35 protein-coding genes are annotated in these 23927 nt (G+C 34.3%); 2 read left to right on the forward strand and 33 right to left on the reverse strand.

From position 1 onward, the window contains the following. Positions 1-37 precede the first annotated feature (37 nt). From carA to rpsL, 33 genes are all read right to left on the reverse strand, one after another. The gene (gene carA / locus ACKGJY_RS13550) at positions 38-1162 is read right to left on the reverse strand and encodes a glutamine-hydrolyzing carbamoyl-phosphate synthase small subunit (protein ID WP_413974441.1); all 1125 of its coding nucleotides are present in this window, start codon (positions 1160-1162) and stop codon (positions 38-40) included. Positions 1163-1346: 184 nt separating this feature from the next. Beyond that, positions 1347-1820: a 50S ribosomal protein L17 gene (gene rplQ / locus ACKGJY_RS13555; protein ID WP_413974442.1), complete on the reverse strand. Its 474-nt coding sequence runs from the start codon at positions 1818-1820 to the stop codon at positions 1347-1349. 71 nt (positions 1821-1891) lie between these two features. Beyond that, the gene (locus tag ACKGJY_RS13560) at positions 1892-2884 is read right to left on the reverse strand and encodes a DNA-directed RNA polymerase subunit alpha (protein ID WP_413974443.1); all 993 of its coding nucleotides are present in this window, start codon (positions 2882-2884) and stop codon (positions 1892-1894) included. A gap of 101 nt (positions 2885-2985) precedes the next feature. Next, positions 2986-3591 (reverse strand): 30S ribosomal protein S4, encoded by a 606-nt coding sequence (rpsD, locus tag ACKGJY_RS13565; RefSeq protein WP_413974444.1) that lies wholly within the window; start codon positions 3589-3591, stop codon positions 2986-2988. 182 nt (positions 3592-3773) lie between these two features. Next, entirely contained in the window at positions 3774-4157 is a 384-nt protein-coding gene (gene rpsK / locus ACKGJY_RS13570; protein WP_413974445.1) for a 30S ribosomal protein S11, read from the reverse strand. A 103-nt stretch (positions 4158-4260) separates the two neighbouring features. Then, the gene (gene rpsM, locus ACKGJY_RS13575; RefSeq protein WP_413974446.1) at positions 4261-4635 is read right to left on the reverse strand and encodes a 30S ribosomal protein S13; all 375 of its coding nucleotides are present in this window, start codon (positions 4633-4635) and stop codon (positions 4261-4263) included. Between the two features lie 3 nt (positions 4636-4638). Continuing rightward, positions 4639-4755, reverse strand: coding sequence for a type B 50S ribosomal protein L36 (gene ykgO, locus ACKGJY_RS13580; RefSeq protein WP_013305171.1), 117 nt, complete (start codon positions 4753-4755; stop codon positions 4639-4641). Positions 4756-4809: 54 nt separating this feature from the next. Then, the gene (gene infA / locus ACKGJY_RS13585; RefSeq protein ID WP_007094967.1) at positions 4810-5025 is read right to left on the reverse strand and encodes a translation initiation factor IF-1; all 216 of its coding nucleotides are present in this window, start codon (positions 5023-5025) and stop codon (positions 4810-4812) included. Between the two features lie 12 nt (positions 5026-5037). Then, complete coding sequence (gene secY / locus ACKGJY_RS13590) at positions 5038-6390, reverse strand: preprotein translocase subunit SecY (protein WP_413974447.1); 1353 nt, start codon at positions 6388-6390, stop codon at positions 5038-5040. Positions 6391-6404: 14 nt separating this feature from the next. Continuing rightward, complete coding sequence (gene rplO / locus ACKGJY_RS13595; protein ID WP_413974448.1) at positions 6405-6857, reverse strand: 50S ribosomal protein L15; 453 nt, start codon at positions 6855-6857, stop codon at positions 6405-6407. A 16-nt stretch (positions 6858-6873) separates the two neighbouring features. Then, positions 6874-7053 (reverse strand): 50S ribosomal protein L30, encoded by a 180-nt coding sequence (gene rpmD / locus ACKGJY_RS13600; RefSeq protein ID WP_413974449.1) that lies wholly within the window; start codon positions 7051-7053, stop codon positions 6874-6876. Positions 7054-7065: 12 nt separating this feature from the next. Then, positions 7066-7590: a 30S ribosomal protein S5 gene (gene rpsE / locus ACKGJY_RS13605; protein ID WP_413974450.1), complete on the reverse strand. Its 525-nt coding sequence runs from the start codon at positions 7588-7590 to the stop codon at positions 7066-7068. Between the two features lie 6 nt (positions 7591-7596). Further along, entirely contained in the window at positions 7597-7953 is a 357-nt protein-coding gene (gene rplR / locus ACKGJY_RS13610) for a 50S ribosomal protein L18 (protein WP_413974451.1), read from the reverse strand. A 10-nt stretch (positions 7954-7963) separates the two neighbouring features. Further along, on the reverse strand, positions 7964-8506 hold the full coding sequence (gene rplF, locus ACKGJY_RS13615) for a 50S ribosomal protein L6 (RefSeq protein WP_413974452.1): 543 nt from the start codon (positions 8504-8506) through the stop codon (positions 7964-7966). A gap of 15 nt (positions 8507-8521) precedes the next feature. Then, positions 8522-8920 carry a 30S ribosomal protein S8 gene (gene rpsH, locus ACKGJY_RS13620; protein WP_413974453.1) on the reverse strand — a complete coding sequence of 133 codons (399 nt, stop codon included), beginning with the start codon at positions 8918-8920 and terminating at the stop codon, positions 8522-8524. Between the two features lie 74 nt (positions 8921-8994). After that, a complete protein-coding gene (gene rpsN / locus ACKGJY_RS13625) occupies positions 8995-9264 on the reverse strand; it encodes a 30S ribosomal protein S14 (RefSeq protein WP_130937895.1) in 270 nt (89 codons plus the stop codon). A gap of 3 nt (positions 9265-9267) precedes the next feature. Then, positions 9268-9819 (reverse strand): 50S ribosomal protein L5, encoded by a 552-nt coding sequence (rplE, locus tag ACKGJY_RS13630; protein ID WP_413974454.1) that lies wholly within the window; start codon positions 9817-9819, stop codon positions 9268-9270. 2 nt (positions 9820-9821) lie between these two features. Further along, a complete protein-coding gene (gene rplX, locus ACKGJY_RS13635) occupies positions 9822-10133 on the reverse strand; it encodes a 50S ribosomal protein L24 (protein WP_413974455.1) in 312 nt (103 codons plus the stop codon). 15 nt (positions 10134-10148) lie between these two features. Beyond that, the gene (gene rplN, locus ACKGJY_RS13640; RefSeq protein ID WP_413974456.1) at positions 10149-10517 is read right to left on the reverse strand and encodes a 50S ribosomal protein L14; all 369 of its coding nucleotides are present in this window, start codon (positions 10515-10517) and stop codon (positions 10149-10151) included. A 2-nt stretch (positions 10518-10519) separates the two neighbouring features. Continuing rightward, the gene (gene rpsQ / locus ACKGJY_RS13645; RefSeq protein ID WP_413974457.1) at positions 10520-10777 is read right to left on the reverse strand and encodes a 30S ribosomal protein S17; all 258 of its coding nucleotides are present in this window, start codon (positions 10775-10777) and stop codon (positions 10520-10522) included. A gap of 12 nt (positions 10778-10789) precedes the next feature. Beyond that, complete coding sequence (gene rpmC / locus ACKGJY_RS13650) at positions 10790-10981, reverse strand: 50S ribosomal protein L29 (protein WP_413974552.1); 192 nt, start codon at positions 10979-10981, stop codon at positions 10790-10792. A 12-nt stretch (positions 10982-10993) separates the two neighbouring features. Next, entirely contained in the window at positions 10994-11413 is a 420-nt protein-coding gene (rplP, locus tag ACKGJY_RS13655; protein ID WP_413974458.1) for a 50S ribosomal protein L16, read from the reverse strand. Positions 11414-11433: 20 nt separating this feature from the next. After that, positions 11434-12156, reverse strand: a complete 723-nt coding sequence (rpsC, locus tag ACKGJY_RS13660) for a 30S ribosomal protein S3 (RefSeq protein ID WP_413974459.1) — start codon at positions 12154-12156, stop codon at positions 11434-11436. A 7-nt stretch (positions 12157-12163) separates the two neighbouring features. Further along, entirely contained in the window at positions 12164-12571 is a 408-nt protein-coding gene (gene rplV / locus ACKGJY_RS13665; RefSeq protein ID WP_413974460.1) for a 50S ribosomal protein L22, read from the reverse strand. A 3-nt stretch (positions 12572-12574) separates the two neighbouring features. Next, on the reverse strand, positions 12575-12853 hold the full coding sequence (gene rpsS / locus ACKGJY_RS13670; protein WP_027880209.1) for a 30S ribosomal protein S19: 279 nt from the start codon (positions 12851-12853) through the stop codon (positions 12575-12577). Between the two features lie 3 nt (positions 12854-12856). Then, entirely contained in the window at positions 12857-13684 is an 828-nt protein-coding gene (rplB, locus tag ACKGJY_RS13675) for a 50S ribosomal protein L2 (RefSeq protein WP_413974461.1), read from the reverse strand. 5 nt (positions 13685-13689) lie between these two features. After that, positions 13690-13980 carry a 50S ribosomal protein L23 gene (gene rplW, locus ACKGJY_RS13680; RefSeq protein WP_413974462.1) on the reverse strand — a complete coding sequence of 97 codons (291 nt, stop codon included), beginning with the start codon at positions 13978-13980 and terminating at the stop codon, positions 13690-13692. A 6-nt stretch (positions 13981-13986) separates the two neighbouring features. Beyond that, a complete protein-coding gene (gene rplD, locus ACKGJY_RS13685; protein WP_413974463.1) occupies positions 13987-14616 on the reverse strand; it encodes a 50S ribosomal protein L4 in 630 nt (209 codons plus the stop codon). Further along, on the reverse strand, positions 14616-15233 hold the full coding sequence (rplC, locus tag ACKGJY_RS13690) for a 50S ribosomal protein L3 (RefSeq protein ID WP_413974464.1): 618 nt from the start codon (positions 15231-15233) through the stop codon (positions 14616-14618). Before rplC ends, rplD begins: the two co-directional genes overlap by 1 nt. 227 nt (positions 15234-15460) lie before the next feature. Continuing rightward, a complete protein-coding gene (gene rpsJ, locus ACKGJY_RS13695; protein WP_106461997.1) occupies positions 15461-15766 on the reverse strand; it encodes a 30S ribosomal protein S10 in 306 nt (101 codons plus the stop codon). Between the two features lie 11 nt (positions 15767-15777). Further along, positions 15778-17904 (reverse strand): elongation factor G, encoded by a 2127-nt coding sequence (gene fusA, locus ACKGJY_RS13700; protein WP_413974465.1) that lies wholly within the window; start codon positions 17902-17904, stop codon positions 15778-15780. Between the two features lie 3 nt (positions 17905-17907). Then, entirely contained in the window at positions 17908-18384 is a 477-nt protein-coding gene (rpsG, locus tag ACKGJY_RS13705; protein WP_413974466.1) for a 30S ribosomal protein S7, read from the reverse strand. A gap of 20 nt (positions 18385-18404) precedes the next feature. Next, positions 18405-18779 carry a 30S ribosomal protein S12 gene (rpsL, locus tag ACKGJY_RS13710; protein WP_042245171.1) on the reverse strand — a complete coding sequence of 125 codons (375 nt, stop codon included), beginning with the start codon at positions 18777-18779 and terminating at the stop codon, positions 18405-18407. 177 nt (positions 18780-18956) lie between these two features. Here rpsL and ACKGJY_RS13715 point away from each other — a divergent pair, with 177 nt between their 5' ends. Both ACKGJY_RS13715 and ACKGJY_RS13720 read left to right on the forward strand, forming a co-directional pair. After that, positions 18957-20651, forward strand: coding sequence for a POTRA domain-containing protein (locus ACKGJY_RS13715; protein ID WP_413974467.1), 1695 nt, complete (start codon positions 18957-18959; stop codon positions 20649-20651). 117 nt (positions 20652-20768) lie between these two features. Next, a complete protein-coding gene (locus ACKGJY_RS13720; RefSeq protein WP_413974468.1) occupies positions 20769-23924 on the forward strand; it encodes a SusC/RagA family TonB-linked outer membrane protein in 3156 nt (1051 codons plus the stop codon). The last annotated feature ends 3 nt before the right edge of the window (positions 23925-23927 follow it).

Here is a 23927-nt window from a genome sequence, read left to right on the forward strand (position 1 = left end):
CTAAAATTGAAGCTATAACGTTTTAGTAATTAAATTGTTATTTTACAGTTGATAATTTACCTTTTTTAATATTTTCTACAAACTGATCGAATAAGTACGATGAATCGTGAGGACCAGGACTTGCTTCTGGATGGTATTGTACCGAAAACACATTCTTACTTTTCATTGCTAAACCAGCAACAGTGTCATCATTTAAATGAACATGCGTTACTTTTAAATCTGCATTAGCTTCAGCTTCTTCTCTGTTTACTGCAAATCCGTGATTTTGAGATGTGATTTCGCCTTTACCTGTAATTAAATTTTTAACAGGATGGTTTATACCACGATGGCCATTATGCATTTTATAAGTTGTAACACCGTTTGCAATTGCAATTATTTGGTGTCCTAAGCATATACCAAACAGCGGTAAATCTCTTTTAATAACTTCTTTGGCTATTGCTTGCGCTTCAACTAAGGGTTCTGGATCTCCTGGACCATTTGATAAGAAATATCCATCTGGATTGAACGCCTCTAAATCTTCAAATTTAGCGTTGTATGGAAATACTTTAATGTAACAATCTCTACTAGAAATATTTCTCAAAATATTCTTTTTAATACCGATATCTAATGCAGCTACTTTATATGTGGCATTCTCATTACCGAAATAATAAGGTGTTTTGGTAGAAACTTTTGATGCCAACTCTAGGCCTTTCATACTTGGCACATCGGCCAATTGTTGCTTTAAACTTTCGATATTGTCAACCTCTGTAGAAATTACAGCGTTCATAGCACCGTTATCTCTTATATAACTTACCAAGGCTCTGGTGTCTACGTCTGAGATTGCTAATAAATTATTTTTATCTAAAAAATCTTCTAAAGACCCATCTGCTCTATCTCGAGAATACTCGTAACTAAAGTTTTTTACGATTAAACCAGCTATTTTAATAGAATCAGATTCTACCTCGTCCTTATTGGTACCGTAGTTACCAATGTGAGCGTTGGTAGCTACCATTAGCTGCCCAAAGTACGATGGATCTGTGAATATTTCTTGATATCCTGTCATTCCCGTATTAAAACACACCTCGCCAAAAGCAGTTCCTTGTTTTCCGCCTACTGCTTTTCCATAAAAAATTGTACCATCTGCAAGTAGAATGATGGCATTTTGTTTCTTCTGATATTTCATATGTTCCATTATTTTTTTCTGCGTTAGGGATTAAGGGATTTGTTGAATCCCGATAAGAATCGGGAGACTCCCGAAAGCCCGACCCGACCATAGGAGGGTAACGCCCAAAAGTTTTACAAAAATTCAAAAAAAAAGGATAAACTAAAAATAGTTTATCCTTTATATATTAAATGCTTATTAACATTTATTCTTCTTCGTTTGATGCGTTAGTGTCAACTGGTGCCACAGCAACTGGTTTACTTCCGCCTCTTCTGCTTCTTCTAGTAGTTTTCTTCTTAGCTTTACCAGCGTTGTAAATTTCGTTATAATCTACTAACTCTATCATAGCCATATCGGCATTATCACCTAAACGGTTACCTAATTTGATAATTCTGGTATAACCACCTGGTCTATCTGCTACTTTAGTAGCAACGTCTCTAAACAACTCTGTAACAGCCTCTTTTTGTCTTAGCTTACTAAATACAATACGTCTGTTGTGTGTTGTATCAGTTTTAGATTTTGTTACTAAAGGCTCTACAAATTGTTTTAAGGCTTTTGCTTTTGCAACTGTAGTGTTAATACGTTTGTGCTCTATTAAAGAACAAGCCATATTTGCTAACATTGCCTTTCTATGGGCTGTTTTTCTACCTAAATGGTTAATTTTTTTTCCGTGTCTCATGACCTTTGTTTTAAACTTCTATCTTGCTACCACATCTTATACAGAGAGCAAACTATAGAAGAGTTGATTATTTAATCTTTATCTAATTTATATTTACTTAAATCCATTCCGAAGTTTAATCCTTTAACGTGTACAAGCTCTTCAAGCTCTGTTAAAGATTTTTTACCGAAGTTACGGAACTTCATTAAATCATTTTTATTAAAAGATACTAAGTCTCCTAAAGTATCAACTTCTGCAGCTTTTAAACAGTTAAGCGCACGTACGGATAAATCCATATCAATAAGCTTAGTTTTAAGCAACTGTCTCATGTGAAGTGATTCTTCATCATAAGTTTCAGTTTGTGCAATTTCATCAGCTTCTAAAGTGATACGCTCATCAGAGAATAACATAAAGTGATGAATTAATGTTTTAGCTGCTTCTGTTAAAGCATCTTGCGGTGTAATTGAACCATCTGTAATGATTTCGAAAACTAATTTTTCGTAATCAGTTTTTTGCTCTACACGGTAATTTTCAATGCTATATTTAACATTTTTGATTGGTGTGTAAATAGAGTCTGTAAAAATAGTACCTATCGGTGCAGACGCTTTTTTATTTTCTTCTGCTGGTACATAACCTCTACCTTTTTCTATAGTGATTTCCATATTGATACTCACTTTAGGATCTAAATTACAGATTACTAATTCTGAATTTAATACTTGAAATCCTGAAATAAACTTTTGGAAGTCTCCAGCTAATATTTGTTCTTGACCAGATATTGAAATTGAGATTGACTCATTATCTATATCTTCTATTTGTCTTTTAAAACGTACTTGTTTTAAATTCAAAATAATCTCTGTTACATCTTCTACCACACCAGCAATTGTAGAAAATTCGTGATCTACACCTTCTACTCTAACTGAGGTGATTGCAAAACCCTCTAAAGAAGATAATAAAACTCTTCTAAGTGCATTACCAACTGTTAAACCGTAACCTGGTTCTAATGGTCTGAATTCGAATTTACCTTCGAAATCAGTAGAATCAATCATGATTACTTTATCGGGCTTTTGAAAATTAAATACTGCCATAATGTTTTCTTCGTTTTAATTGTTATTTGGTTGCGCGGTTTAAAAGTTTGAAGAGCACTAGCAAACCCTTTGGCCAAATACCAATATGATTAATATATGTATTACTTAGAGTATAATTCTACGATGAATTGCTCGTTGATATTTTCTGGAATCTGGATTCTTGCAGGAACAGAGACATAAGTACCAGACTTTGTATCATTATTCCAAGTAATCCATTCGTATACATGACTTGAGTTTGATAAAGAACTATCAATAGCTTCAAGCGATTTTGATTTTTCTCTTACTGCAACTACATCTCCAGCTTTTAACTGATAAGAAGGTATATTTACTAATTCACCGTTAACAGTAATATGCCTGTGAGATACCAATTGACGTGCACCGCTTCTAGATGGAGAAATTCCCATTCTATAAACTACGTTGTCTAATCTAGATTCACATAATTGTAATAACACTTCACCTGTAATACCTTGTGCAGCTGTTGCTTTTTTGAATAAACCTCTAAATTGACGCTCTAAAATACCGTAGGTATATTTAGCTTTTTGCTTTTCCATTAACTGGATTGCGTATTCAGATTTTTTACCACGTCTTCTATTATTTCCGTGTTGTCCTGGAGGATAATTTCTTTTTTCGAATGATTTGTCTTCTCCAAAGATAGCTTCGCCGAATTTTCGTGCGATTTTAGTTTTAGGACCAGTATATCTTGCCATTTTAAATTGTTTTTGAGAGCGATTATGAATTAAGGTCTTAATCTTATCCTTCGATAACCTTTAATCTCCCGTTGATACTTGTTAATATTATTTTTTTCGGTTTGCAAATTTATGCAAAAAATTAATACCATCTGATAAACAGATGCTATTAATTTTTTTATTCTAAACACATTGAAACGTGATTAAACTCTTCTACGTTTTGGTGGACGACAACCGTTATGTGGTAATGGTGTAACATCAACAATTTCAGTTACTTCAATACCTGCATTATGTATAGAACGAATAGCAGATTCTCTACCATTTCCTGGTCCTTTTACATATACTTTTACCTTTTTTAAGCCAGCTTCTAGGGCTACACCCGAAGCATCTTCTGCAGCTAATTGTGCAGCGTAAGGTGTATTTTTCTTAGACCCTCTAAATCCCATTTTACCAGCAGAAGACCAAGAGATTACATCTCCCTTCTTATTGGTTAATGAAATTATGATGTTATTAAATGAAGCAGTTACGTGCGCTTCTCCAACAGCATCAACTATTACTTTACGTTTTTTTGTACTTGACTTTGCCATATTATTTTGTTGTAGTTGTTAGCTTTAGTTGTTAGAATCCTAAACCTTTCGATTTCGAACAGATTCATCTAACGTCTATACACTAATGACTAATGTCTAATTATTATTTAGTTGCTTTTTTCTTGTTAGCAACAGTTTTTCTTCTACCTTTTCTTGTTCTAGAGTTATTCTTAGTACGTTGTCCTCTTAATGGAAGACCGGATCTATGACGTATACCTCTGTAACACCCAATATCCATTAATCGCTTAATGTTTAATTGTGTTTCAGAACGTAATTCACCTTCAATAGTATAAGTTCCCACAGCATCACGAATCGATCCGATTTCGTCGTCTGTCCAATCTTGTACTTTAGTACTTTCGTCTACTTTAGCAGTTGCTAAAATTTCTTGTGCTCTACTTTTACCTATACCATAGATATAAGTTAAAGAGATAACTCCTCTTTTTTGTTTTGGTATGTCTACACCTGCAATTCTTGCCATAATTTACCCTTGTCTTTGTTTAAATCTAGGATTCTTTTTGTTTATCACGTAAAGTCTACCTTTTCTACGCACAATCTTACAATCTGCGCTTCTTTTTTTAACTGATGCTCTTACTTTCATCTTATACTAATTATTCTATATTACTGTTAGATATTATCTTGCGACTATACCTGTTTAGTATCTATAAGTTATGCGAGCCTTAGTTAAATCGTAAGGACTCATTTCTAATTTCACTTTATCTCCTGGTAATAATTTGATATAGTGCATACGCATTTTACCAGAAATATGTGCTGTCACAATGTGACCGTTTTCTAATTCAACACGGAACATAGCATTTGATAATGCCTCTATAATTGTACCGTCTTGTTCTATTGCTGCTTGTTTTGCCATAACATCTATATATTAAGCTACTGCTTTTCTATTTTTACCTGTTTTCATTAAGCCATCATAGTGTCTATTTAACAAATAAGAGTTTATTTGCTGCATAGTATCGATTGCAACTCCAACCATAATTAACAGTGATGTTCCTCCAAAAAACAATGCCCATCCTTGAGTAACATTCATTAGACTTACAATGAAGGCTGGAAATATAGCTATTAAGGCTAAAAAAATTGAACCTGGTAGCGTAATTTGAGACATTATTTTATCTAGATATTCTGAAGTTTCAGAACCCGGACGAATACCAGGAATAAAACCACCACTACGTTTTAAATCATCTGCCATCTTATTAGTAGGCACTGTAATTGCAGTGTAAAAATATGTAAAAACAATAATCAATAAGGCAAAAATTAAATTATACCAAAATCCGAAGATATCAGCAAAATTTGTTTGCATCCATAATCCTGCAGAAGTATCTTTTAAGAAAGAAGAACCTCCAATTAAACTTGGTACAAACATTATAGCTTGAGCAAATATAATTGGCATTACACCAGATGCATTTAATTTTAATGGAATATATTGTCTAGACCCTCCTGCTGCAGCTTTTTCGTAGCCACCTGAAGCTGTCCGTCTAGCATATTGCACAGCAATTTTTCTAACTGCCATTACCAACATAATAGAGGCTAAAATTATAACAAACCATATTACTAGTTCAATTAAAATCATTATTAAACCACCATTAGACTCTGTTACTCTGGCTGCATATTCTTGGACAAAAGACTGAGGTAATGTAGCTATGATTCCTACCATGATTAACAATGAAATACCATTACCAATACCTTTATCAGTAATTTTTTCACCTAACCACATGGCGAAAATACATCCAGTAACAAGTATTATTATAGAAGAGAAATAAAACAATCCTCCAGTTCCTAAAAGAAACGCAGATTGTGGAATCCCTAATGCTGGCAAACTAGCTAAATATCCTGGTGCTTGCACCAAACAAATCGCAATTGTTAACCAACGTGTAATCTGTGTTATTTTCTTTTGTCCACTAGCACCTTCCTTTTGTAATTTTTGTAGATAGGGAATAGCAATACCCATTAACTGCACAACAATAGAAGCTGAAATGTAAGGCATAATACCAAGTGCAAAAACTGAAGCATTAGCAAAAGCCCCGCCTGTAAAGGCATTAAGTAAACCTAATAAACCACCATCGGTTTTCTCAGCTAAACCTCCCAATTGGGCTGCATCAATACCTGGTAATACAACTTGGGCACCAAATCGATAAACTAATAACAAACTCAACGTTACGATGATTCTGTTTCTTAGTTCCTCAATTTTCCAAACATTTTTTATTGATTCTATAAATTTCATACGTTAATGTATTCTTATAAAGTTATAACTTCTCCTCCTGCAGCTTCAATTGCAGCTTTTGCTGAAGCAGAGAACTTATGAGCAGATACTTTTAATTTAGACTTTAATTCACCTCTTCCCAATACTTTAACTAGATCGTTTTTGCCAGCTAATCTATTAGAAAATAAGATTTCAAAATCTACTGTATCCTTTACTTTTTTATCATCTACTAACGCCTGTAAAGTATCTAAGTTTATAGCTTGATACTCCACACGGTTAATGTTGGTAAAACCAAACTTAGGTACACGTCTTTGTAAAGGCATCTGTCCACCTTCAAATCCTAACTTTTTAGAATATCCAGAACGAGACTTAGCGCCTTTGTGACCACGGGTAGCAGTACCACCCTTTCCTGAACCTTGTCCGCGACCTACTCGCTTGCCTTGTGTTTTTACCGAGCCTTTCGCTGGTTGTAAGTTACTTAAATCCATTTTTCTTGTTTATATATTAAGCTTCTTCTACAGAAACTAAATGTGAAACTTTAGCAACCATACCAAGAATATTTGGTGTAGCCTCATGCTCTTTTATTTGTCCAATCTTTTTAAGACCTAGAGCTTCTAAAGTTCTTTTTTGTCTTTGCGTACGATTGATAGCGCTTTTAACTTTTTTTACTTTAATTTTTCCCATCGTTGATAGTTATTAAGCGTTAAAAACTTTTTCAAGTGAAATACCTCTATCCTTAGCAATAGCATTTGCGTCTCTTAATTGTAATAAAGCATCAAAAGTTGCTTTTACAACATTGTGAGGGTTCGAAGATCCTTGAGATTTTGATAATACATCGTGTACACCAACTGCTTCAAGAACAGTTCTAACAGCACCACCAGCAATTACACCGGTACCTGGAGCTGCAGGAATAATATTTACTCGTGCACCACCATATTTACCTTTTTGTGCGTGAGGTAATGTCCCTTTTCTTATAGGAATACGAACAAGATTTTTCTTAGCGTCTTCAACAGCCTTTGCAATTGCACTAGCTACATCTTTCGATTTCCCTAGACCTTGTCCTACAACACCCGCTTCATCTCCAACAACAACTATTGCTGAAAAACCAAATGCTCTACCACCTTTTGTTACTTTTGTAACTCTTTGCACACCAACTAAACGATCTTTAAGATCTAATCCACCTGGTTTTACTAATTCTGCGCTTTTATAGTTTTGATACATAATTTCTTAGAATTTAAGTCCTGCTTCTCTTGCTCCTTCTGCTAATGATTTTACTCTACCATGGTATAAGTAACCACCTCTATCAAAAGAAATAGTACTAATACCAGCTTTCAAAGCTTTTTCTCCAATTGATTTCCCAACTAAAGCAGCTACTTCACTTTTGTTTCCTTTAGCTTTCGCTATATCTTTATCTCTAGAAGATGCAGCGCTTAAGGTTTTACCAGAAACATCATCAACTATTTGAGCGTAGATCTCTTTATTACTTCTATAAACAGCTAATCTAGGTTTTGTTTCTGTACCAGAAACTACCTTACGAATTCTGCTTTTTATTCTTAATCTTCTTTGATTTTTTGTCAATGCCATAACTCAATTATTAAGCTGATTTACCTGCTTTTCTTCTTAATTCTTCACCAACAAACTTAACTCCTTTTCCTTTGTAAGGTTCTGGCTTACGGAAGCCTCGGATTTTAGCTGCTACTTGACCAACTAATTGCTTGTCGTGTGATGTTAATTTAATGATTGGGTTTTTACCTTTTTCAGAAATTGTTTCAATTTTAACTTCAGGAGCAATACTCAACACAATATTATGAGAAAAACCTAAAGCTAAATCTAGTTTCTGCCCTTGGTTTGATGCTCTGTAACCTACACCTACCAATTCTAATTCTTTTGTCCAACCTGTAGATACACCAGCAATCATATTATTAACAAGAGATCTATATAGACCATGTTTTGCTTTGTGTTCCTTAGTTTCTGCAGAACGTGTAACCAAAACATTACCGTCTTCTACTTTTACACTTACAGTATCAAAATTTTGAGTTAGTTCTCCTAATTTACCTTTTACTGTAATTACGTTATCTTTTACTTCTACTGTAACTCCTTCTGGAATTACAACTGGGTTATTTCCTATTCTACTCATCTCTTTCTCCCTTTTTTAGTAAACGTAACATAAAACTTCACCACCAACATTGTCTCTTTGAGCTTGCTTACCTGTCATTACACCATGAGATGTAGAAACTATAGCAATACCAAGACCATTAAGTACTCTAGGTAGTTCTTTAGCACCGGAATACTTACGTAAACCTGGTGTACTAATACGTTGAATTTTTTTTATTACTGGTTCTTTAGTCTCCTTGTTGTACTTAAGTGCTATTTTAATAGTGCCCTGTACTGAAGAATCGTCGAACTTGTAACTTAAAATATATCCTTGCTCGAATAATATTTTAGTGATGTCCTTTTTTAAATTAGATGCAGGAATCTCAACCACTCTGTGATTAGCTCTAATTGCATTTCTAACTCTCGTAAGGTAATCCGCTATTGGATCTGAATACATATTTATTAATTTGCGGTAATGGTTTTTAATTCTGTCTTTCAGATTAAACCTTCTACCAATTTATAATTCGTTTTTTACCAGCTTGCCTTTTTAACACCAGGTATTAAACCTTGGTTAGCCATTTCTCTAAATGTAACACGAGAAATCCCAAACTGTCTCATATATCCTTTAGGTCTTCCTGTAAGCTTACATCTGTTATGTTGACGTATAGGAGATGCATTTTTTGGCAACTTTTGCAGTGCTTCGTAATCTCCAGCTTCTTTTAAAGCTTTACGTTTTTCAGCATACTTAGCTACTGTTTTAGCTCTCTTTACCTCACGGGCTTTCATTGATTCTTTAGCCATAACTTAGTTCTTTTTAAAAGGTACCCCTAATTCAGTTAATAATGATTTTGCTTCTTTATCTGTTTCAGCAGAAGTTACAAATGTAATATCCATACCTGAGATTTTATTCACTTTATCAATGTTTATCTCAGGGAATATGATTTGCTCAGTAACACCTAAATTGTAGTTACCTCTTCCATCAAAACCTGTAGCTTTAATACCGTTAAAATCCCTTACACGTGGAAGTGCAGAAGTTACTAAACGATCTAAAAACTCATACATTCTTTCTCCTCGTAAAGTTACTTTAGCGCCAATTGGCATACCTTTACGTAATTTAAAAGATGCAACATCTTTTTTAGATAATGTAGATACAGCTTTTTGTCCAGATATTGTAGTCAATTCTTCCAATGCATGGTCGATTAACTTTTTGTCTGCAACCGCTGCTCCAACGCCTTTTGATATTACTATCTTTTGCAATTTTGGAACTTGCATTACATTTTTATATCCAAATTCGTCTGTAAGAGCTGCAATTACTTTGCTTTTATACTCTTCTTTAAGTCTAGGTGAATATGCCATAACTATATTACTTCATTAGATTTTGTTGAAAATCTTACTTTTTTATCACCTTCTATCTTATATCCAACTCTTGTTGTTTCTCCTTTTGAAGTTAACAATGATAAATTAGATATATGAATAGGTGCTTCTTTTTCTACGATTCCACCTTGAGGACTTTGTGCACTTGGTTTAGTATGTTTCTTAACCATATTTACACCCTCAACAATCGCTTTGTTCTTTTCTATTAATACCTGTTGTACTTTACCTTCAGATCCTTTATGGTCTCCAGCAATTACCTTTACGGTATCTCCAGTTTTTATTTTAAGCTTTCCCATCTTAATATTTCTGTATTAAAGCACTTCTGGTGCTAATGATACAATCTTCATGAATTGTTTATCACGAAGTTCTCTAGCAACAGGTCCAAATACGCGTGTTCCTCTCATTTCACCCGTTGGGTTTAAAAGTACACAAGCATTGTCATCAAATCTTATATAAGATCCGTCTGGACGTCTTACTTCTTTTATTGTACGAACAACAACTGCTGTAGAAACTGCTTTTTTCTTAATGTTTCCATTAGGAGTTGCATCTTTTACCGAAACAACTATTTTGTCTCCAACGGAAGCATATCTTCTTTTAGTTCCTCCTAAAACGCGAATTACTAAAACTTCTTTTGCTCCAGTGTTGTCTGCTACTTTAATTCTTGATTCTTGTTGTAACATAATTATTTAGCTCTTTCTAGGATTTCTACTAATCTCCAACATTTAGATTTACTCATAGGTCTTGTTTCCATGATCTTTACAGTATCTCCTTCGTTGCAATCGTTTTTTTCGTCGTGTGCTACGTACTTTTTTGTTTTAAGTACGAACTTACCATACATAGGGTGTTTTACTTTTTTCACCTCAGAAACCACAATAGATTTCTGCATCTTGTTACTTGTAACAACTCCTATACGTTCTTTTCTTAAATTTCTTGTTTCCATCTTTCTGCAGAATTATTGTGAATCTCTTTTAGTTAATTCAGTCGCAATTCTAGCTACTGTTCGTCGCAATGAACGTAACTGAACTGGGTTTTCTAAAGGAGATATTGCATGAGACAATTTAAGGTCTGAATAACTCTTTTTAGTTTCACCAAGTTTTTCTGTTAACTCAGCTACAGATAATTCTTTAATTTCTGATTGTTTCATCATCTTAAATTATTATGCTTGGTAATCTCTAGCAATTATAAACTTAGTTTTTACTGGTAATTTTTGAGCTGCTAAACGTAATGCCTCTTTTGCAACGTCTAGTGGCACTCCACCAACTTCAAATAAAACACGACCTGGTTTAACAACAGCTGCCCAATATTCTACAGCACCTTTACCTTTACCCATACGTACTTCAAGAGGCTTTTTTGTGATAGGCTTATCTGGAAAAATTTTAATCCAAAGTTGCCCTTCTCTCTTCATGAAACGAGTGGCAGCAATACGTGCAGCTTCTATTTGACGCGATGTTAAAAAATTCGAGTCTAGTGATTTTATACCAAAAGTTCCACTTGAAAGTTGATGCCCTCTACCGGCGTTACCTTTCATGCGTCCTTTTTGCTGTTTACGAAATTTTGTTCTTTTAGGCTGTAACATTTTTCTTTTACTTTAAAAAATTACTTTCTACGACGAGATTGATTTCTATTATCTCTTCCGCCTCGTCCACCTTTTCCTTTTTGCTTAGATAATCCAACCAAAGGAGAAAGCTCTCTTTTACCATATACTTCACCTTTCATGATCCATACTTTAACACCCAATCTACCATAAGTAGTGTGTGCTTCAACTAAAGCATAATCAATATCGGCTCTAAAAGTTGACAAAGGAATACGTCCTTCTTTGTAGTGTTCTGAACGTGCCATTTCAGCACCATTTAAACGACCACTAATTTGGATTTTAATTCCTTCGGCATTCATACGCATTGTAGCAGCAATAGCCATTTTGATTGCACGACGGTAAGAGATACGATTCTCAATTTGTCTAGCAATACTTGATGCTACTAAAAATGCATCTAGTTCAGGTCTCTTTATTTCAAAGATGTTAATCTGAACTTCTTTACCCGTAATCTTTTTAAGTTCTTCTTTTAACTTGTCTACCTCTTGACCGCCTTTACCAATAATGATACCTGGACGTGCCGTTGTGATAGTAACGGTTACAAGTTTAAGAGTTCTTTCGATGATTACTCTACTTACACTAGCTTTAGATAAACGCGCGTGAACGTATTTTCTAATCTTATCGTCTTCGGCAAGTTTATCACCATAATCGTTTCCTCCGTACCAGTTAGATTCCCATCCTCTGATAATTCCTAAGCGATTTCCGATTGGATTTGTTTTTTGTCCCATACTCTATTTAAGCTTGTGTGTTATTGTTTGCACCAACCACTAATGTAACGTGGTTTGAGCGTTTTCTAATTCTGTGTGCACGACCTTGCGGTGCTGGACGTAATCTTTTTAACATAGATCCGCTATCCACTTTAATCTCCTTAACAAATAATTCAGAAGATTCTACATCGGCATCCTCATTCTTTGCTTGCCAGTTAGCAATAGCTGATAATAACAACTTTTCTAAACGACCAGAAGCCTCCTTATTGTTAAACTTTAAGATATTAAGTGCTTTTTCTACTTTTTCACCTCTTACTAAATCGGCTACTAAACGCATTTTTCTCGGTGACGTAGGACAGTTATTAAGTTTTGCAAAAGCAACATGCTTCTTTGCTTCCTTAATAGCGTCTGCCATTTGTTTTTTACGACTTCCCATAGCTTACTTTTTACCTTTATTTTTAGCACCTGCATGTCCACGAAATGAACGTGTTGGTGAAAATTCTCCTAATTTATGACCTACCATATTTTCAGTTACGTAAACTGGTACAAATTGACGGCCATTGTGTACTGCAATAGTTTGTCCAACAAAATCAGGTGTAATCATACTAGCTCTAGACCAAGTTTTGATTACTGTTTTCTTGTTAGCTTCAACATTTGCAGCTACTTTCTTTTCTAATTTATAATGAACGTAAGGTCCTTTTTTTAATGATCTTGCCATGTCTTATTTCTTTCTACGTTCTACAATATATTTATTACTCGCTTTTGTTTTAGAACGGGTTCTATAACCTTTGGCAGGTATACCATTTCTAGAACGTGGATGTCCACCTGAAGCACGACCTTCACCACCACCCATTGGGTGATCAACTGGATTCATTCTAACAGGGTTCGTTCGTGGTCTTCTACCTAACCATCTTGTTCTACCTGCTTTACCACCAACAATCAACTGATGATCTGAGTTAGAAACAACTCCGATAGTTGCCATACAAGTAACTAACACTAAACGCGTTTCGCCAGATGGTAACTTTACAGTTGCAAACTTACCGTCTCTTGCCATTAACTGAGCAAATGCACCAGCACTTCGTGCCATAACAGCACCTTGACCTGGACGTAACTCTAAACAAGAAATGATTGTACCTAATGGAATTTCACTTAGTGGCATTGCATTACCAATTTCTGGAGCAATACCAGTATCACCAGATACTACCTTTTGCCCAACTTGCAATCCATTTTGAGCAATGATATAACGCTTTTCACCATCTTGATAATTTAACAAAGCGATAAAAGCTGTTCTGTTTGGATCGTATTGAATAGAAGCAACTTCACCAGGAATCCCAGATTTGTCTCTTTTAAAATCGATAATACGATATTTCTTTTTATGACCACCACCTATGTAGCGCATGGTCATTTTTCCTTCACTGTTTCTACCACCAGACCTTTTTTTCGGAGCTAATAAACTTTTCTCCGGCTTATCAGTAGTTATGGCATCGTAACCATTTACTACTCTAAATCGCTGTCCTGGTGTGATTGGTTTTAATTTTCTTACTGACATTCTAATTACATATTAGCATATAAATCAATCATCTCACCTTCCGCCAGTTGTACAATTGCTTTTTTAACAGCATTTGTTTTACCATGTTGAATACCAGTTTTTGTAAACTTGGTACTACGTTCTGGACGGACATTTATAGTACGAACTTTTTCAACAGAAACACCATAAGCAGCTTCCACCGCTTTTTTAATTTCTACCTTGTTCGCCTTTGTGTTCACTGCGAACCAATAGCAGTTTTTTAACTCGCTATCTGCTGTCGCTTTTTCTGTGATTATAGGTTTAATTAAGATACTCATTGTTCCTTATTTACTTAAGTTTGTTTCAATTCCTTCTAAAGCTCCTTCTAAAAGCACAACTTGATTTGCATTTAAAATCTTGTATGTACTTAATTCTGAACTAGTTATAACTTCAGAGCGTTTTAAATTGCGCGATGACAAATATACGTTATTATTTGACCCACCCAACACAAACAATGTTTTTTTGTTTTCAAGCTCTAAAGCCTTTAATACTGCAGTAAAGTTTTTAGTTTTTGGAGCATCAAAATTAAAGTCTTCTAAAACTGTAATTGATTTTTCTCCTGCTTTAATACTTAAGGCAGATTTACGCGCTAAACGCTTTAAATTTTTATTAAGTTTAAAACTATAGTTTCTTGGTCTTGGACCGAACATGCGACCACCACCTTTAAACACACCAGATTTGATACTACCCGCACGAGCTGTACCAGTTCCTTTTTGCTTTTTTATCTTACGTGTTGATCCAGCGATCTCTGCTCTTTCTTTCGATTTATGAGTACCCTGTCTTTGGTTTGCCAAATATTGTTTAACATCCAAATACACCGCATGATTGTTAGGCTCAATAGCAAATACATTTTTAGAAAGGTCTGCCTTTCTACCTGTATCTTTTCCGTTTATATCTAAAACTGCTACTTTCATTACTTCTGAATTGTTACATAAGCGTTTTTGTGTCCAGGTACACACCCTTTCACAACAAGTAAGTTCTTTTCAGCAACTACTTTTAAAACTCTTAAATTTTGAACTTTTACTGTGTCTCCACCCATTCTTCCGGCCATTTTCATACCTTTGAATACACGTGCAGGATAAGATGCAGCTCCAATAGAACCTGGTGCTCTTAAACGGTTATGTTGACCGTGAGTAGCTTGACCTACACCACCGAAACCATGACGCTTTACAACACCTTGAAATCCTTTACCTTTTGATGTACCAGCTACGTCAACAAATTCACCCTCGGCAAAATGTTCTACAGTGATTGCATCTCCTAATTTGTACTCCTCATCAAAACTTTTAAATTCAACAACTTTGCGTTTTACAGAAGTACCCGCTTTTTTAGCATGACCTAAGTCAGCTTTAGTAGCGCTTTTTTCTGTCGCGTCATCGAAACCTAGTTGAAGTGCAGAATAACCATCCACTTCTTCAGTTCTGACTTGGGTAACGATACATGGTCCAGCTTCGATTACTGTACAAGGAATATTTTTCCCGTTTTCATCAAAGATGCTGGTCATACCGATTTTTTTTCCAATTAACCCAGACATATTTATTTATTATTAATTATTACTATTTCGTTGAAAATTAATTCAACATTATTATCTAAAAAAACAGGGACAAAATACCTTTCGTCCCTGAAGTGTATTTATCCGTTTTTCCTTCGCTCGCAGCTTAGGACATGTTCATCCTCGCGAAAGCGGGGATCTTTTTAATTTATTATCCTCTTGTATTTAAGAGATTCCCACCTTCGTCGGAATGTTCAATAAAAGTATAATTATACTTTTATCTCTACTTCAACACCACTTGGTAATTCTAGCTTCATCAAGGCGTCAATTGTTTTTGATGACGAAGAGTAAATATCTAATAATCTCTTATAAGAAGATAATTGAAACTGCTCTCTTGATTTCTTGTTTACGTGTGGAGAACGTAATACAGTGAAAATTTTCTTGTGCGTTGGTAATGGAATTGGTCCGGTTACAACAGCACCTGTACTTTTTACTGTTTTTACAATCTTATCAGCAGACTTATCTACTAAGCTGTGATCGTAAGACTTTAATTTTATTCTGATTTTTTGACTCATTTTCTTAAGATTTACGATTCAACACCTTTAGCAGCTTTAATAACTTCTTCAGATATATTTGAAGGTGTTTCAGCATAGTGTGAAAATTCCATTGTTGACGTTGCACGACCTGATGATAATGTTCTTAATGTTGTAACATAACCAAACATTTCAGATAATGGCACAGTAGCTTTAACAGTTTTTGCACCAGCTCTATCCCCCATATCACTTACTTGTCCTCTTCTTCTATTTAAATCACCTACAATATCACCCATATTCTCTTCAGGTGTAATTACCTCAAGTTTCATTATAGGTTCCATGATTACAGCTTTTGCAGCTTTTGCAACATTTTTAAACCCGAGTTTAGCAGCTAATTCAAAAGATAGTTGATCAGAATCTACATCGTGATAAGAACCATCTTTTAAAGTGATTTTCATAGCATCAACTTCGAAACCAGCTAACGGTCCATTTACCATTGCCATTTTAAATCCTTTCTCTATAGAAGGAATAAATTCTTTAGGCACATTACCACCTTTAATTACAGACTCAAACTGAAGACCTTCTTGCCCTTCATCTGCAGGCTCGATAGTAAATACAATATCGGCGAATTTACCACGACCACCAGATTGCTTTTTATAAACTTCTCTGTGATCTGCGGATGCTGTAATTGCCTCTTTATACTCTACTTGTGGCTGACCTTGGTTAACCTCAACTTTAAATTCTCTTTTTAAACGATCAACAATTACATCTAAGTGTAACTCACCCATTCCAGATATAATAGTCTGTCCTGAAGCTTCGTCTGAACGCACTGTAAATGTTGGATCTTCTTCAGCTAATTTAGCTAAGCCCATTCCTAATTTATCAACATCTGCTTTAGTTTTAGGCTCAACCGCGATACCAATTACTGGATCTGGAAAGTCCATAGATTCTAAAACAATAGGATGTTTTTCAGCTGTAAGTGTATCTCCTGTTTTAATCGATTTAAATCCAACAGCAGCTCCAATATCACCAGCTTCTATAAAATCAATTGCATTTTGCTTGTTAGCATGCATTTGGTAGATACGAGAAATACGTTCTTTTTTTCCAGAACGGTTATTCAACACATAAGAACCTGCATCTAAACGACCCGAATACGCTCTAAAAAATGCTAAACGACCTACAAAAGGATCAGTAGCGATTTTAAATGCTAAAGCCGCAAATGGCTCTTTTACATCTGGCTTACGAATTTCTTCTTGTTCTGTATCTGGATTCATACCAACTATACCTTCTTTATCAGTAGGAGATGGCAAATAACGACATACAGCATCTAATAAGAATTGTACACCTTTATTTTTAAAAGCAGAACCACAGATCATAGGAATGATAGCCATATCCATTACAGCAGCTCTAAGTGCAGCGTGCACTTCCTCTTCTGTAATTGAATCTTCATCTTCCATGAACTTTTCTAATAAGTTCTCATCATAACTTGCTACTTCTTCAATTAGAAGCGCTCTATATTTTTTAGCCTCTGCTTTAAGCTCTTCTGGTATTTCAATAACATCAAAAGTTGCCCCTTGTGTTTCATCGTGCCATACAATAGCTCTATTCTTAACTAAATCTATAATACCTTTAAAATCGTCCTCGTCACCAATGTTTAATACGATTGGCACCGCATTAGACTTTAACATATCTTTTACTTGCTGACATACACCCAAAAAGTCAGATCCTTGACGGTCCATTTTATTAACGAAACCAATTCTAGGCACTTTATAGTTATCAGCTAGTCTCCAGTTCGTTTCAGATTGTGGCTCAACACCATCAACTGCACTAAATAAGAATACTAAACCATCAAGCACACGTAACGAACGATTTACCTCAACAGTAAAATCTACGTGACCCGGTGTATCTATTATATTAAAGTGATATCCTTTAGTTTCTGGTGTTGGCTCTCCATTTTCAATTGGAAACCTCCATGTACAAGTTGTTGCAGCAGAAGTAATTGTTATACCTCTTTCCTGCTCTTGCTCCATCCAGTCCATTGTTGCAGCACCATCATGTACTTCACCAATTTTATGAGAAACACCTGTATAATAAAGAATACGTTCTGTAGTAGTAGTTTTTCCTGCATCAATATGCGCAGCAATACCTATATTTCTTGTGAATTTTAAATCTCTTGCCATGTCTTAAAATCTAAAGTGAGAGAATGCTTTGTTCGCCTCTGCCATTTTATGCGTATCAACTCTTTTCTTAACCGCTGCGCCTTCTTCTTTAGCTGCTGCTAAAATCTCAGAAGCTAAACGTTGTGCCATAGATTTTTCATTACGCTTTCTAGCATAACCTATTAACCATTTCATGGCTGTAGATATTTTTCTATCTGGACGAATTTGCATTGGTATTTGAAACGTTGCTCCACCAACACGACGACTACGTACTTCTACGTGAGGCATCACATTACCTAAAGCATCTTTCCAAATCTCTAAAGCTGTTTTTTCTTCATCAGTTTTTTTTGTATCTACAATGTCAATCGCATCATAGAATACTTTAAATGCTACTGACTTTTTACCATCCCACATCATGTTGTTTACAAAACGTGTTACTAATTGGTCATTAAACCTTGGATCTGGTAAAAGTGGCCTTTTTTTCGCTGCTCTTTTTCTCATGTCTTCTTCTTAAAGTTTAATTACTTTTTAGGGCGTTTTGCACCGTACTTAGATCTACGTTGGGTTCTTCCAGCAACACCTGCTGTATCTAAAGCCCCACGAACAACGTGATATCTAACACCTGGTAAATCTTTTACCCTTCCACCTCTAACCAATACTATCGAGTGCTCCTGTAAATTATGTCCTTCACCGCCTATGTATGCATTAACCTCGTTACCGTTTGTTAAACGCACCCTTGCTACCTTTCTCATTGCAGAATTTGGTTTTTTAGGTGTTGTTGTGTAAACACGAGTACATACACCACGTCTTTGCGGACAAGAATCTAAAGCAGCCGATTTACTCTTCTTGGTTATTTTGGCTCTTCCTTTTCTTACTAATTGTGAAATTGTTGGCATATATTTCTATATAAAATTTTATTAACCTCTATTTAGAGGCGTGCAAAGGTAGAAATTAAAATTAATTATTCAAACCCTAATTCATTAATTTTCAGAAGAATTTAAAATTATAGTTTTAAGACATATTAAAAGTGTTCTTTTTCCGTTAGATTTACACTAAAATTCAGTAAAATAGACGTGCAGAGATCTCATTTTATTCTCCTTATTATTTCTATACTTTTTTCTCCTAAGGCGTTGAGTCAAGATTTATACTTAAACATATCTGGAAAAACTGATATTGAAACGAGCATAATCGATTCATTGGGTTATTTAAATAAACATAAAAATTATATCTCAATAAAACATGAAGTAGACTCTCTTAGAAATCGTTTAAATCGCACTGGTTATATTGAAAACAAATTAATCGAATTAAAAAAAAAGAACGATTCTGTATTTAAAACCAAAATTCATTTAAAGCAAAAATTCCATACCATATATATATACCATAAAGATTCTGGTTTAAATCTTCAATTCTTAAACACCTTATCAGATATCGTAACTGATGACTATTTTGTTATTACCATGAATGATATTGAGTCTACTCTTGAAATTTTAAATTCTGAAATATCGACTCATGGAAATCCGTTTTCAAAATTAAAACTATCAAATATCAAAAAGAAAGATGATTCTAATTTGAAAGCTCAATTAATCATTGATTCAAAAGTAAAGAAAAGAACCATTGATGCTATTAAAATTGTAGGCTATGATAAATTCCCAAAATCATACTTGAAACATTATTTAAAACTTAAGCCAAAACAGATTTTTGATATAAAAACTATAGAAAATAAAACAGCACAGTTAAGTAACTTAAAATTTGCCAATCAAGTAAAATCTCCTGAAGTATTATTTCAAAAAGACTCAACGTCCTTATACATATATATAGAAAAATCTAAGAGTAACACCTTTGATGGCTTTTTAGGATTCGGAACCAATGACGAAACTAACAACATAGAGTTTGATGGGTTTTTAAATTTGAGACTGAATAATAATTTAAACTTCGGTGAAACATTTAGCTTAGTTTATAAGAGTGATGAAATTGATCAAGATACTTTTGACGCAGCTTTAGGATTACCTTTTTTATTTAATACACCAATAGGCATTGATTTAAATTTAAGAATATTTAGAAAAGACTCTTCTTTTACTACCGTTGATCAAAAGTTAAAACTAAACTATCAAATTAATCCCTTACATAAAGTAGCAGTAGGTATCTCAAATGTAGAGTCAAACAATTTACTATCAGAAACATTTAACACTACTCTTCAAGACTACAAATCAAGCTTCTTTAGTGGGTCGTACGAATATTTTAAACCACAATTTTATGATGTTTTATTTCCTATTAAATCGAACTTTTATTTAGAAACTAATTTTGGAAATAGAACAGCTGATGCATCAAAAACGGAGCAATCCTTAATCACTTTAAAAGCATTTAACAATTTTAAACTCAATAGAAAAAATAGTATCTACATAAACATAGACGCTTCAAGTCTTATGTCTGATAATTACTTTGATAATGAATTATTACGTTTTGGAGGCATAAACTCTATACGCGGTTTTGAAGAAAACAGCTTATTTGCATCTTTATATGGCGTTTTAAACACAGAATACAGATATCGTGTAAGTAATTCGATTTATATACATTCTATAACTGACGTAGCATATTTTGAAAACAAAACTGTTAATTCAAAAGAAAAACTCTTTGCTTTAGGATTTGGTTTTGGAATTCTTACAAATTCAGGGCTACTAAAATTCAATTATGCTAATGGCACAAATGAGAATCAATTATTAAAGTTATCAAATTCTAAGATTCACATTAGTTTGGTTGCAAATTTTTAGCTAAAAACTATCATTTCCTCAATTTTTAAACCTAAAAGGCAAATTTTAACCCTAATTTATTGTTTTATTAACTTTTTATTGTGATTTTTGACATTGACTAATTCAAATAATTATAAAATGAAAACAAAGTTTAGTGGAATTCTAACGCTACTACTAGCGTTTGTCGTGCATGTTTCTTTTGCACAAGCAAAGACTGTTTCAGGAACGGTAAGTGATGAAAGTGGCTTACCCCTACCAGGAACTACGGTCTTAATTAAAGGCACAACAAATGGTACATCAACAGATTTTGATGGTAATTATACTATTAGTGCAAAACAAGGAGACATACTTGTATTTAGTTTTGTAGGTTATACTACCTTAGAAAAAACTGTTGGCGCTTCAAACTCAATCAAAGTTACTCTTAAAGAAGATGCTGCTGCTTTAGATGAAGTTGTAGTAACTGCTTTAGGTATCAGAAGAGAAGCCAGATCGATTGGTTACGCTGTATCAACAGTAAAATCTGAAGACTTAAACGAAGTTAGAGAAACTAATGTACTTAGCTCTCTTCAAGGAAAAGCTTCTGGTTTATTAATTACTAACCAAAGTGGTAATGTTGGTGGCTCGACCAGAATATTAATTAGAGGTAATTCTAGTTTATCTGGAACTGTACAGCCTTTATTTGTTGTAGATGGGGTACCAATCTCTAACCAAAACGTTGCAACTGGTTCTAGAATTACTGGTGGATTTGATTTTGGTAACAGAGCACAAGATATAAACCCTGACGATATTGATACTGTTACAATATTAAAAGGAGCTTCGGCTGCTGCACTATACGGATCTAGAGCATCTGGTGGTGTTATTATCATCACTACAAAACGAGGAAAAAAAGGATCAAAAGCTAGTGTTTCGTTTAATTCGAACTTTAGATTTGATACACCTTTAAGATTACCTGATTTCCAAAACAGTTTTGCTGCTGGTGATGAAGGTGAATATGATTTTGACCAACTACCTAATGAGCAAGTAACTGCTGGTTGGGGACCAAGTTTATCCTCTTTAGCAGGACAAACTTATGATAACTTCAACGACACTACTAGACCTTTTGCTGCTGTTCCTAACAACGTTGAAGACTTTTATAATACTGGAGCAATTAGCATCAATAGTATTACAGTATCTGGTGCTGGAGAAGACGGTAGTGATTACAGATTAAGTGTAGCTTACACGGATCAAAAAGGATTGGTACCTAATTCAAATCTTAACAGAACGAATATAGGTTTTAATGGTGGAAAAGAATTTAGTGATAAATTCAAATCAAGAGTTAACTTTAACTACATAAGAACAAACCTAAATGGTACTGCAAGAGTTGGAGCAAATGATCCTAATGTATTAACTAGTATTGTTAATTTTTTACCTAGAACTACTGACTTTGAAGACTTTTTACCGTTTAGAGATGATCAAGGAAATCAAATAAACGCTCCTGGAGGTCAACAAAATAACCCATATTGGATAGCATTTGAAAATGCTCCAGAAGTTTCTGTACAACGCTTTTTCGGTAATGTATCTATGGAGTATTCTCCAACTGACGATTTAGGAATTCTTGCCAGAGCAGGTTATGATACCGCAGTTGACAAACGTTTTACGCAAAACTCTATAGGAACTGTTGGTAGGTTAAATGGAACATTTACAGATGATTTTATTGATACTCGTGAGTTAACTCTTGATTTAATAGCAACATATAACAAAGATATTACTCAAGAATTTAATATTACCACAAGAGGAGGTGTACAGTGGAATGAAAGAGTATTTGAAAGACTTGGCAATAATGCACTAGACTTAACAGTGCCTGAATTATTTGCTCCAGGTAACGCTGATGTTAATAATGTATTTAAAGATTTTACACAACGAAGAATATTTGGTGTTTTTGGTGATGTTACTTTTAATTACAAAAATTGGTTAATATTAAATGCTACAGGTAGAAATGATTTTTCTTCTACGTTACCAGCATCAAATAACAGCTTCTTTTATCCTTCAGTATCTTTAAGTTGGGTATTCTCTGATGCGCTAAACCTTAAAAGCGATATTTTTAGTTTTGGTAAATTAAGAGGTAGTTGGGCAAATGTAGGTGGAGACACAAATGCTTATTTATTGGATTTTAATTTTAATCCTGATACAGCATTTTTTGGTCAATTTGGAACAGGTGGTACATTCCCATTTAGTGGACAACTAGCTTTTAATTCTAATGGTTTTATTACTAACCCTGATTTAAGACCTTCTAACCAAGAAAATTACGAAGTAGGTATAGAATTAGGTTTCTTTAAGAGCAGGTTAAATATAAATGCAACCTATTATTCGAATTTAACTGAAGATGATATTGTTTTCGTGCCAACACCACAAACATCTGGTTTTGCAAGTTTCTTAACTAATGTAGGTGGAGTTTCTAATAAAGGCTTTGAAATTGATGTAAATGCAACTCTAATAAGAACTACTGATTTTAACTGGGAAGTTGTTGCTAACTTTTCTAAAAACGAAACAATAGTAGAAGATTTAGCAGGATTACCAGGAGAAGCATTAAATTTAGCAACAGAGTTTAATGGTATTGCTGTAAGAGCGGTTGAAGGTAAACCATTCCAATTATTCGGTACTAGATTTGCAAGAGCAACTGACGATGAAGGAGAAGAAATAGAAGACCAAATTTTAGTTGATGAAAATGGTATACGCCAAATAGGTCAACCTGGAGAACTTGGTGCTATACAACCAGATTTCACCATGGGATTATCAACTACAATTAGATACAAAGGTTTTGCACTATCTACAACATTTGATTGGAGAGAAGGTGGTTTAATGTTTTCTAATACAATAGGTGCTCTTAGAACCTCTGGTTTAGCTGCTGAAACTGCAGTTGATAGAGATAATTTATTTGTAGATCCTAATACATTTGTTGATAACGGAGACGGCACATTTAGTCCAAACACGACACCTATAGAAAGCGCACAAGCCTATTGGCAACAATTTTCTAGTGCTTCTATAGCTGAGGGTAATGTTTTTGACGCAACATTTATTAAGTGGAGAGAGTTAAGTCTTACTTACACGTTCCCATCAAAATCGTTAGACAACACACCTATTAAAGCATTACAATTAGGAATACAAGGACGTAATTTAGCAATATTTAACTCTGATGTTCCGCATATAGATCCAGAAGCTAGTATTGGTGGTGCAGCTAGCCAGTTAGATGGTATAGAACGTGGATCTGTACCAAGCCCAAGAAGTATAGGAGTAAATTTAACAGTAAACTTTTAAGAA

Source organism: Hyunsoonleella sp. 2307UL5-6 (genome assembly GCF_047345485.1).
Lineage (GTDB): Bacteria > Bacteroidota > Bacteroidia > Flavobacteriales > Flavobacteriaceae > Jejuia.

What these genes read in the sequence shown, in the direction of transcription:
- ykgO (WP_013305171.1), bottom strand. Translation starts at nt 4,755, where the DNA reads ATGAAAGTAAGAGCATCAGTTAAAAAAAGAAGCGCAGATTGTAAGATT.
- rpsH (WP_413974453.1), bottom strand. Translation starts at nt 8,920, where the DNA reads ATGTATTCAGATCCAATAGCGGATTACCTTACGAGAGTTAGAAATGCA.
- ACKGJY_RS13720 (WP_413974468.1), top strand. Translation starts at nt 20,769, where the DNA reads ATGAAAACAAAGTTTAGTGGAATTCTAACGCTACTACTAGCGTTTGTC.
- rpsK (WP_413974445.1), bottom strand. Translation starts at nt 4,157, where the DNA reads ATGGCAAAGTCAAGTACAAAAAAACGTAAAGTAATAGTTGATGCTGTT.
- rplO (WP_413974448.1), bottom strand. Translation starts at nt 6,857, where the DNA reads ATGGATTTAAGTAACTTACAACCAGCGAAAGGCTCGGTAAAAACACAA.
- carA (WP_413974441.1), bottom strand. Translation starts at nt 1,162, where the DNA reads ATGAAATATCAGAAGAAACAAAATGCCATCATTCTACTTGCAGATGGT.
- rplB (WP_413974461.1), bottom strand. Translation starts at nt 13,684, where the DNA reads ATGTCAGTAAGAAAATTAAAACCAATCACACCAGGACAGCGATTTAGA.
- rplN (WP_413974456.1), bottom strand. Translation starts at nt 10,517, where the DNA reads ATGTTACAACAAGAATCAAGAATTAAAGTAGCAGACAACACTGGAGCA.
- rplP (WP_413974458.1), bottom strand. Translation starts at nt 11,413, where the DNA reads ATGTTACAGCCTAAAAGAACAAAATTTCGTAAACAGCAAAAAGGACGC.
- rpsN (WP_130937895.1), bottom strand. Translation starts at nt 9,264, where the DNA reads ATGGCTAAAGAATCAATGAAAGCCCGTGAGGTAAAGAGAGCTAAAACA.
- secY (WP_413974447.1), bottom strand. Translation starts at nt 6,390, where the DNA reads ATGAAATTTATAGAATCAATAAAAAATGTTTGGAAAATTGAGGAACTA.
- rpmC (WP_413974552.1), bottom strand. Translation starts at nt 10,981, where the DNA reads ATGAAACAATCAGAAATTAAAGAATTATCTGTAGCTGAGTTAACAGAA.
- rpsJ (WP_106461997.1), bottom strand. Translation starts at nt 15,766, where the DNA reads ATGAGTCAAAAAATCAGAATAAAATTAAAGTCTTACGATCACAGCTTA.
- rplQ (WP_413974442.1), bottom strand. Translation starts at nt 1,820, where the DNA reads ATGAGACACGGAAAAAAAATTAACCATTTAGGTAGAAAAACAGCCCAT.
- rpsS (WP_027880209.1), bottom strand. Translation starts at nt 12,853, where the DNA reads ATGGCAAGATCATTAAAAAAAGGACCTTACGTTCATTATAAATTAGAA.
- rplW (WP_413974462.1), bottom strand. Translation starts at nt 13,980, where the DNA reads ATGAGTATCTTAATTAAACCTATAATCACAGAAAAAGCGACAGCAGAT.
- infA (WP_007094967.1), bottom strand. Translation starts at nt 5,025, where the DNA reads ATGGCAAAACAAGCAGCAATAGAACAAGACGGTACAATTATAGAGGCA.
- rplF (WP_413974452.1), bottom strand. Translation starts at nt 8,506, where the DNA reads ATGAGTAGAATAGGAAATAACCCAGTTGTAATTCCAGAAGGAGTTACA.
- rpsE (WP_413974450.1), bottom strand. Translation starts at nt 7,590, where the DNA reads ATGTATCAAAACTATAAAAGCGCAGAATTAGTAAAACCAGGTGGATTA.
- rplC (WP_413974464.1), bottom strand. Translation starts at nt 15,233, where the DNA reads ATGTCTGGGTTAATTGGAAAAAAAATCGGTATGACCAGCATCTTTGAT.
- rplR (WP_413974451.1), bottom strand. Translation starts at nt 7,953, where the DNA reads ATGGCATTGACAAAAAATCAAAGAAGATTAAGAATAAAAAGCAGAATT.
- ACKGJY_RS13560 (WP_413974443.1), bottom strand. Translation starts at nt 2,884, where the DNA reads ATGGCAGTATTTAATTTTCAAAAGCCCGATAAAGTAATCATGATTGAT.
- rplE (WP_413974454.1), bottom strand. Translation starts at nt 9,819, where the DNA reads ATGGCATATTCACCTAGACTTAAAGAAGAGTATAAAAGCAAAGTAATT.
- rpsQ (WP_413974457.1), bottom strand. Translation starts at nt 10,777, where the DNA reads ATGGAAACAAGAAATTTAAGAAAAGAACGTATAGGAGTTGTTACAAGT.
- rplV (WP_413974460.1), bottom strand. Translation starts at nt 12,571, where the DNA reads ATGGGAAGTCGTAAAAAACAAATGGCAGACGCTATTAAGGAAGCAAAG.
- rplD (WP_413974463.1), bottom strand. Translation starts at nt 14,616, where the DNA reads ATGAAAGTAGCAGTTTTAGATATAAACGGAAAAGATACAGGTAGAAAG.
- rpsL (WP_042245171.1), bottom strand. Translation starts at nt 18,779, where the DNA reads ATGCCAACAATTTCACAATTAGTAAGAAAAGGAAGAGCCAAAATAACC.
- rpmD (WP_413974449.1), bottom strand. Translation starts at nt 7,053, where the DNA reads ATGGGAAAAATTAAAGTAAAAAAAGTTAAAAGCGCTATCAATCGTACG.
- rpsD (WP_413974444.1), bottom strand. Translation starts at nt 3,591, where the DNA reads ATGGCAAGATATACTGGTCCTAAAACTAAAATCGCACGAAAATTCGGC.
- rpsM (WP_413974446.1), bottom strand. Translation starts at nt 4,635, where the DNA reads ATGGCAAGAATTGCAGGTGTAGACATACCAAAACAAAAAAGAGGAGTT.
- fusA (WP_413974465.1), bottom strand. Translation starts at nt 17,904, where the DNA reads ATGGCAAGAGATTTAAAATTCACAAGAAATATAGGTATTGCTGCGCAT.
- rplX (WP_413974455.1), bottom strand. Translation starts at nt 10,133, where the DNA reads ATGGGAAAGCTTAAAATAAAAACTGGAGATACCGTAAAGGTAATTGCT.
- rpsC (WP_413974459.1), bottom strand. Translation starts at nt 12,156, where the DNA reads ATGGGACAAAAAACAAATCCAATCGGAAATCGCTTAGGAATTATCAGA.
- rpsG (WP_413974466.1), bottom strand. Translation starts at nt 18,384, where the DNA reads ATGAGAAAAAGAGCAGCGAAAAAAAGGCCACTTTTACCAGATCCAAGG.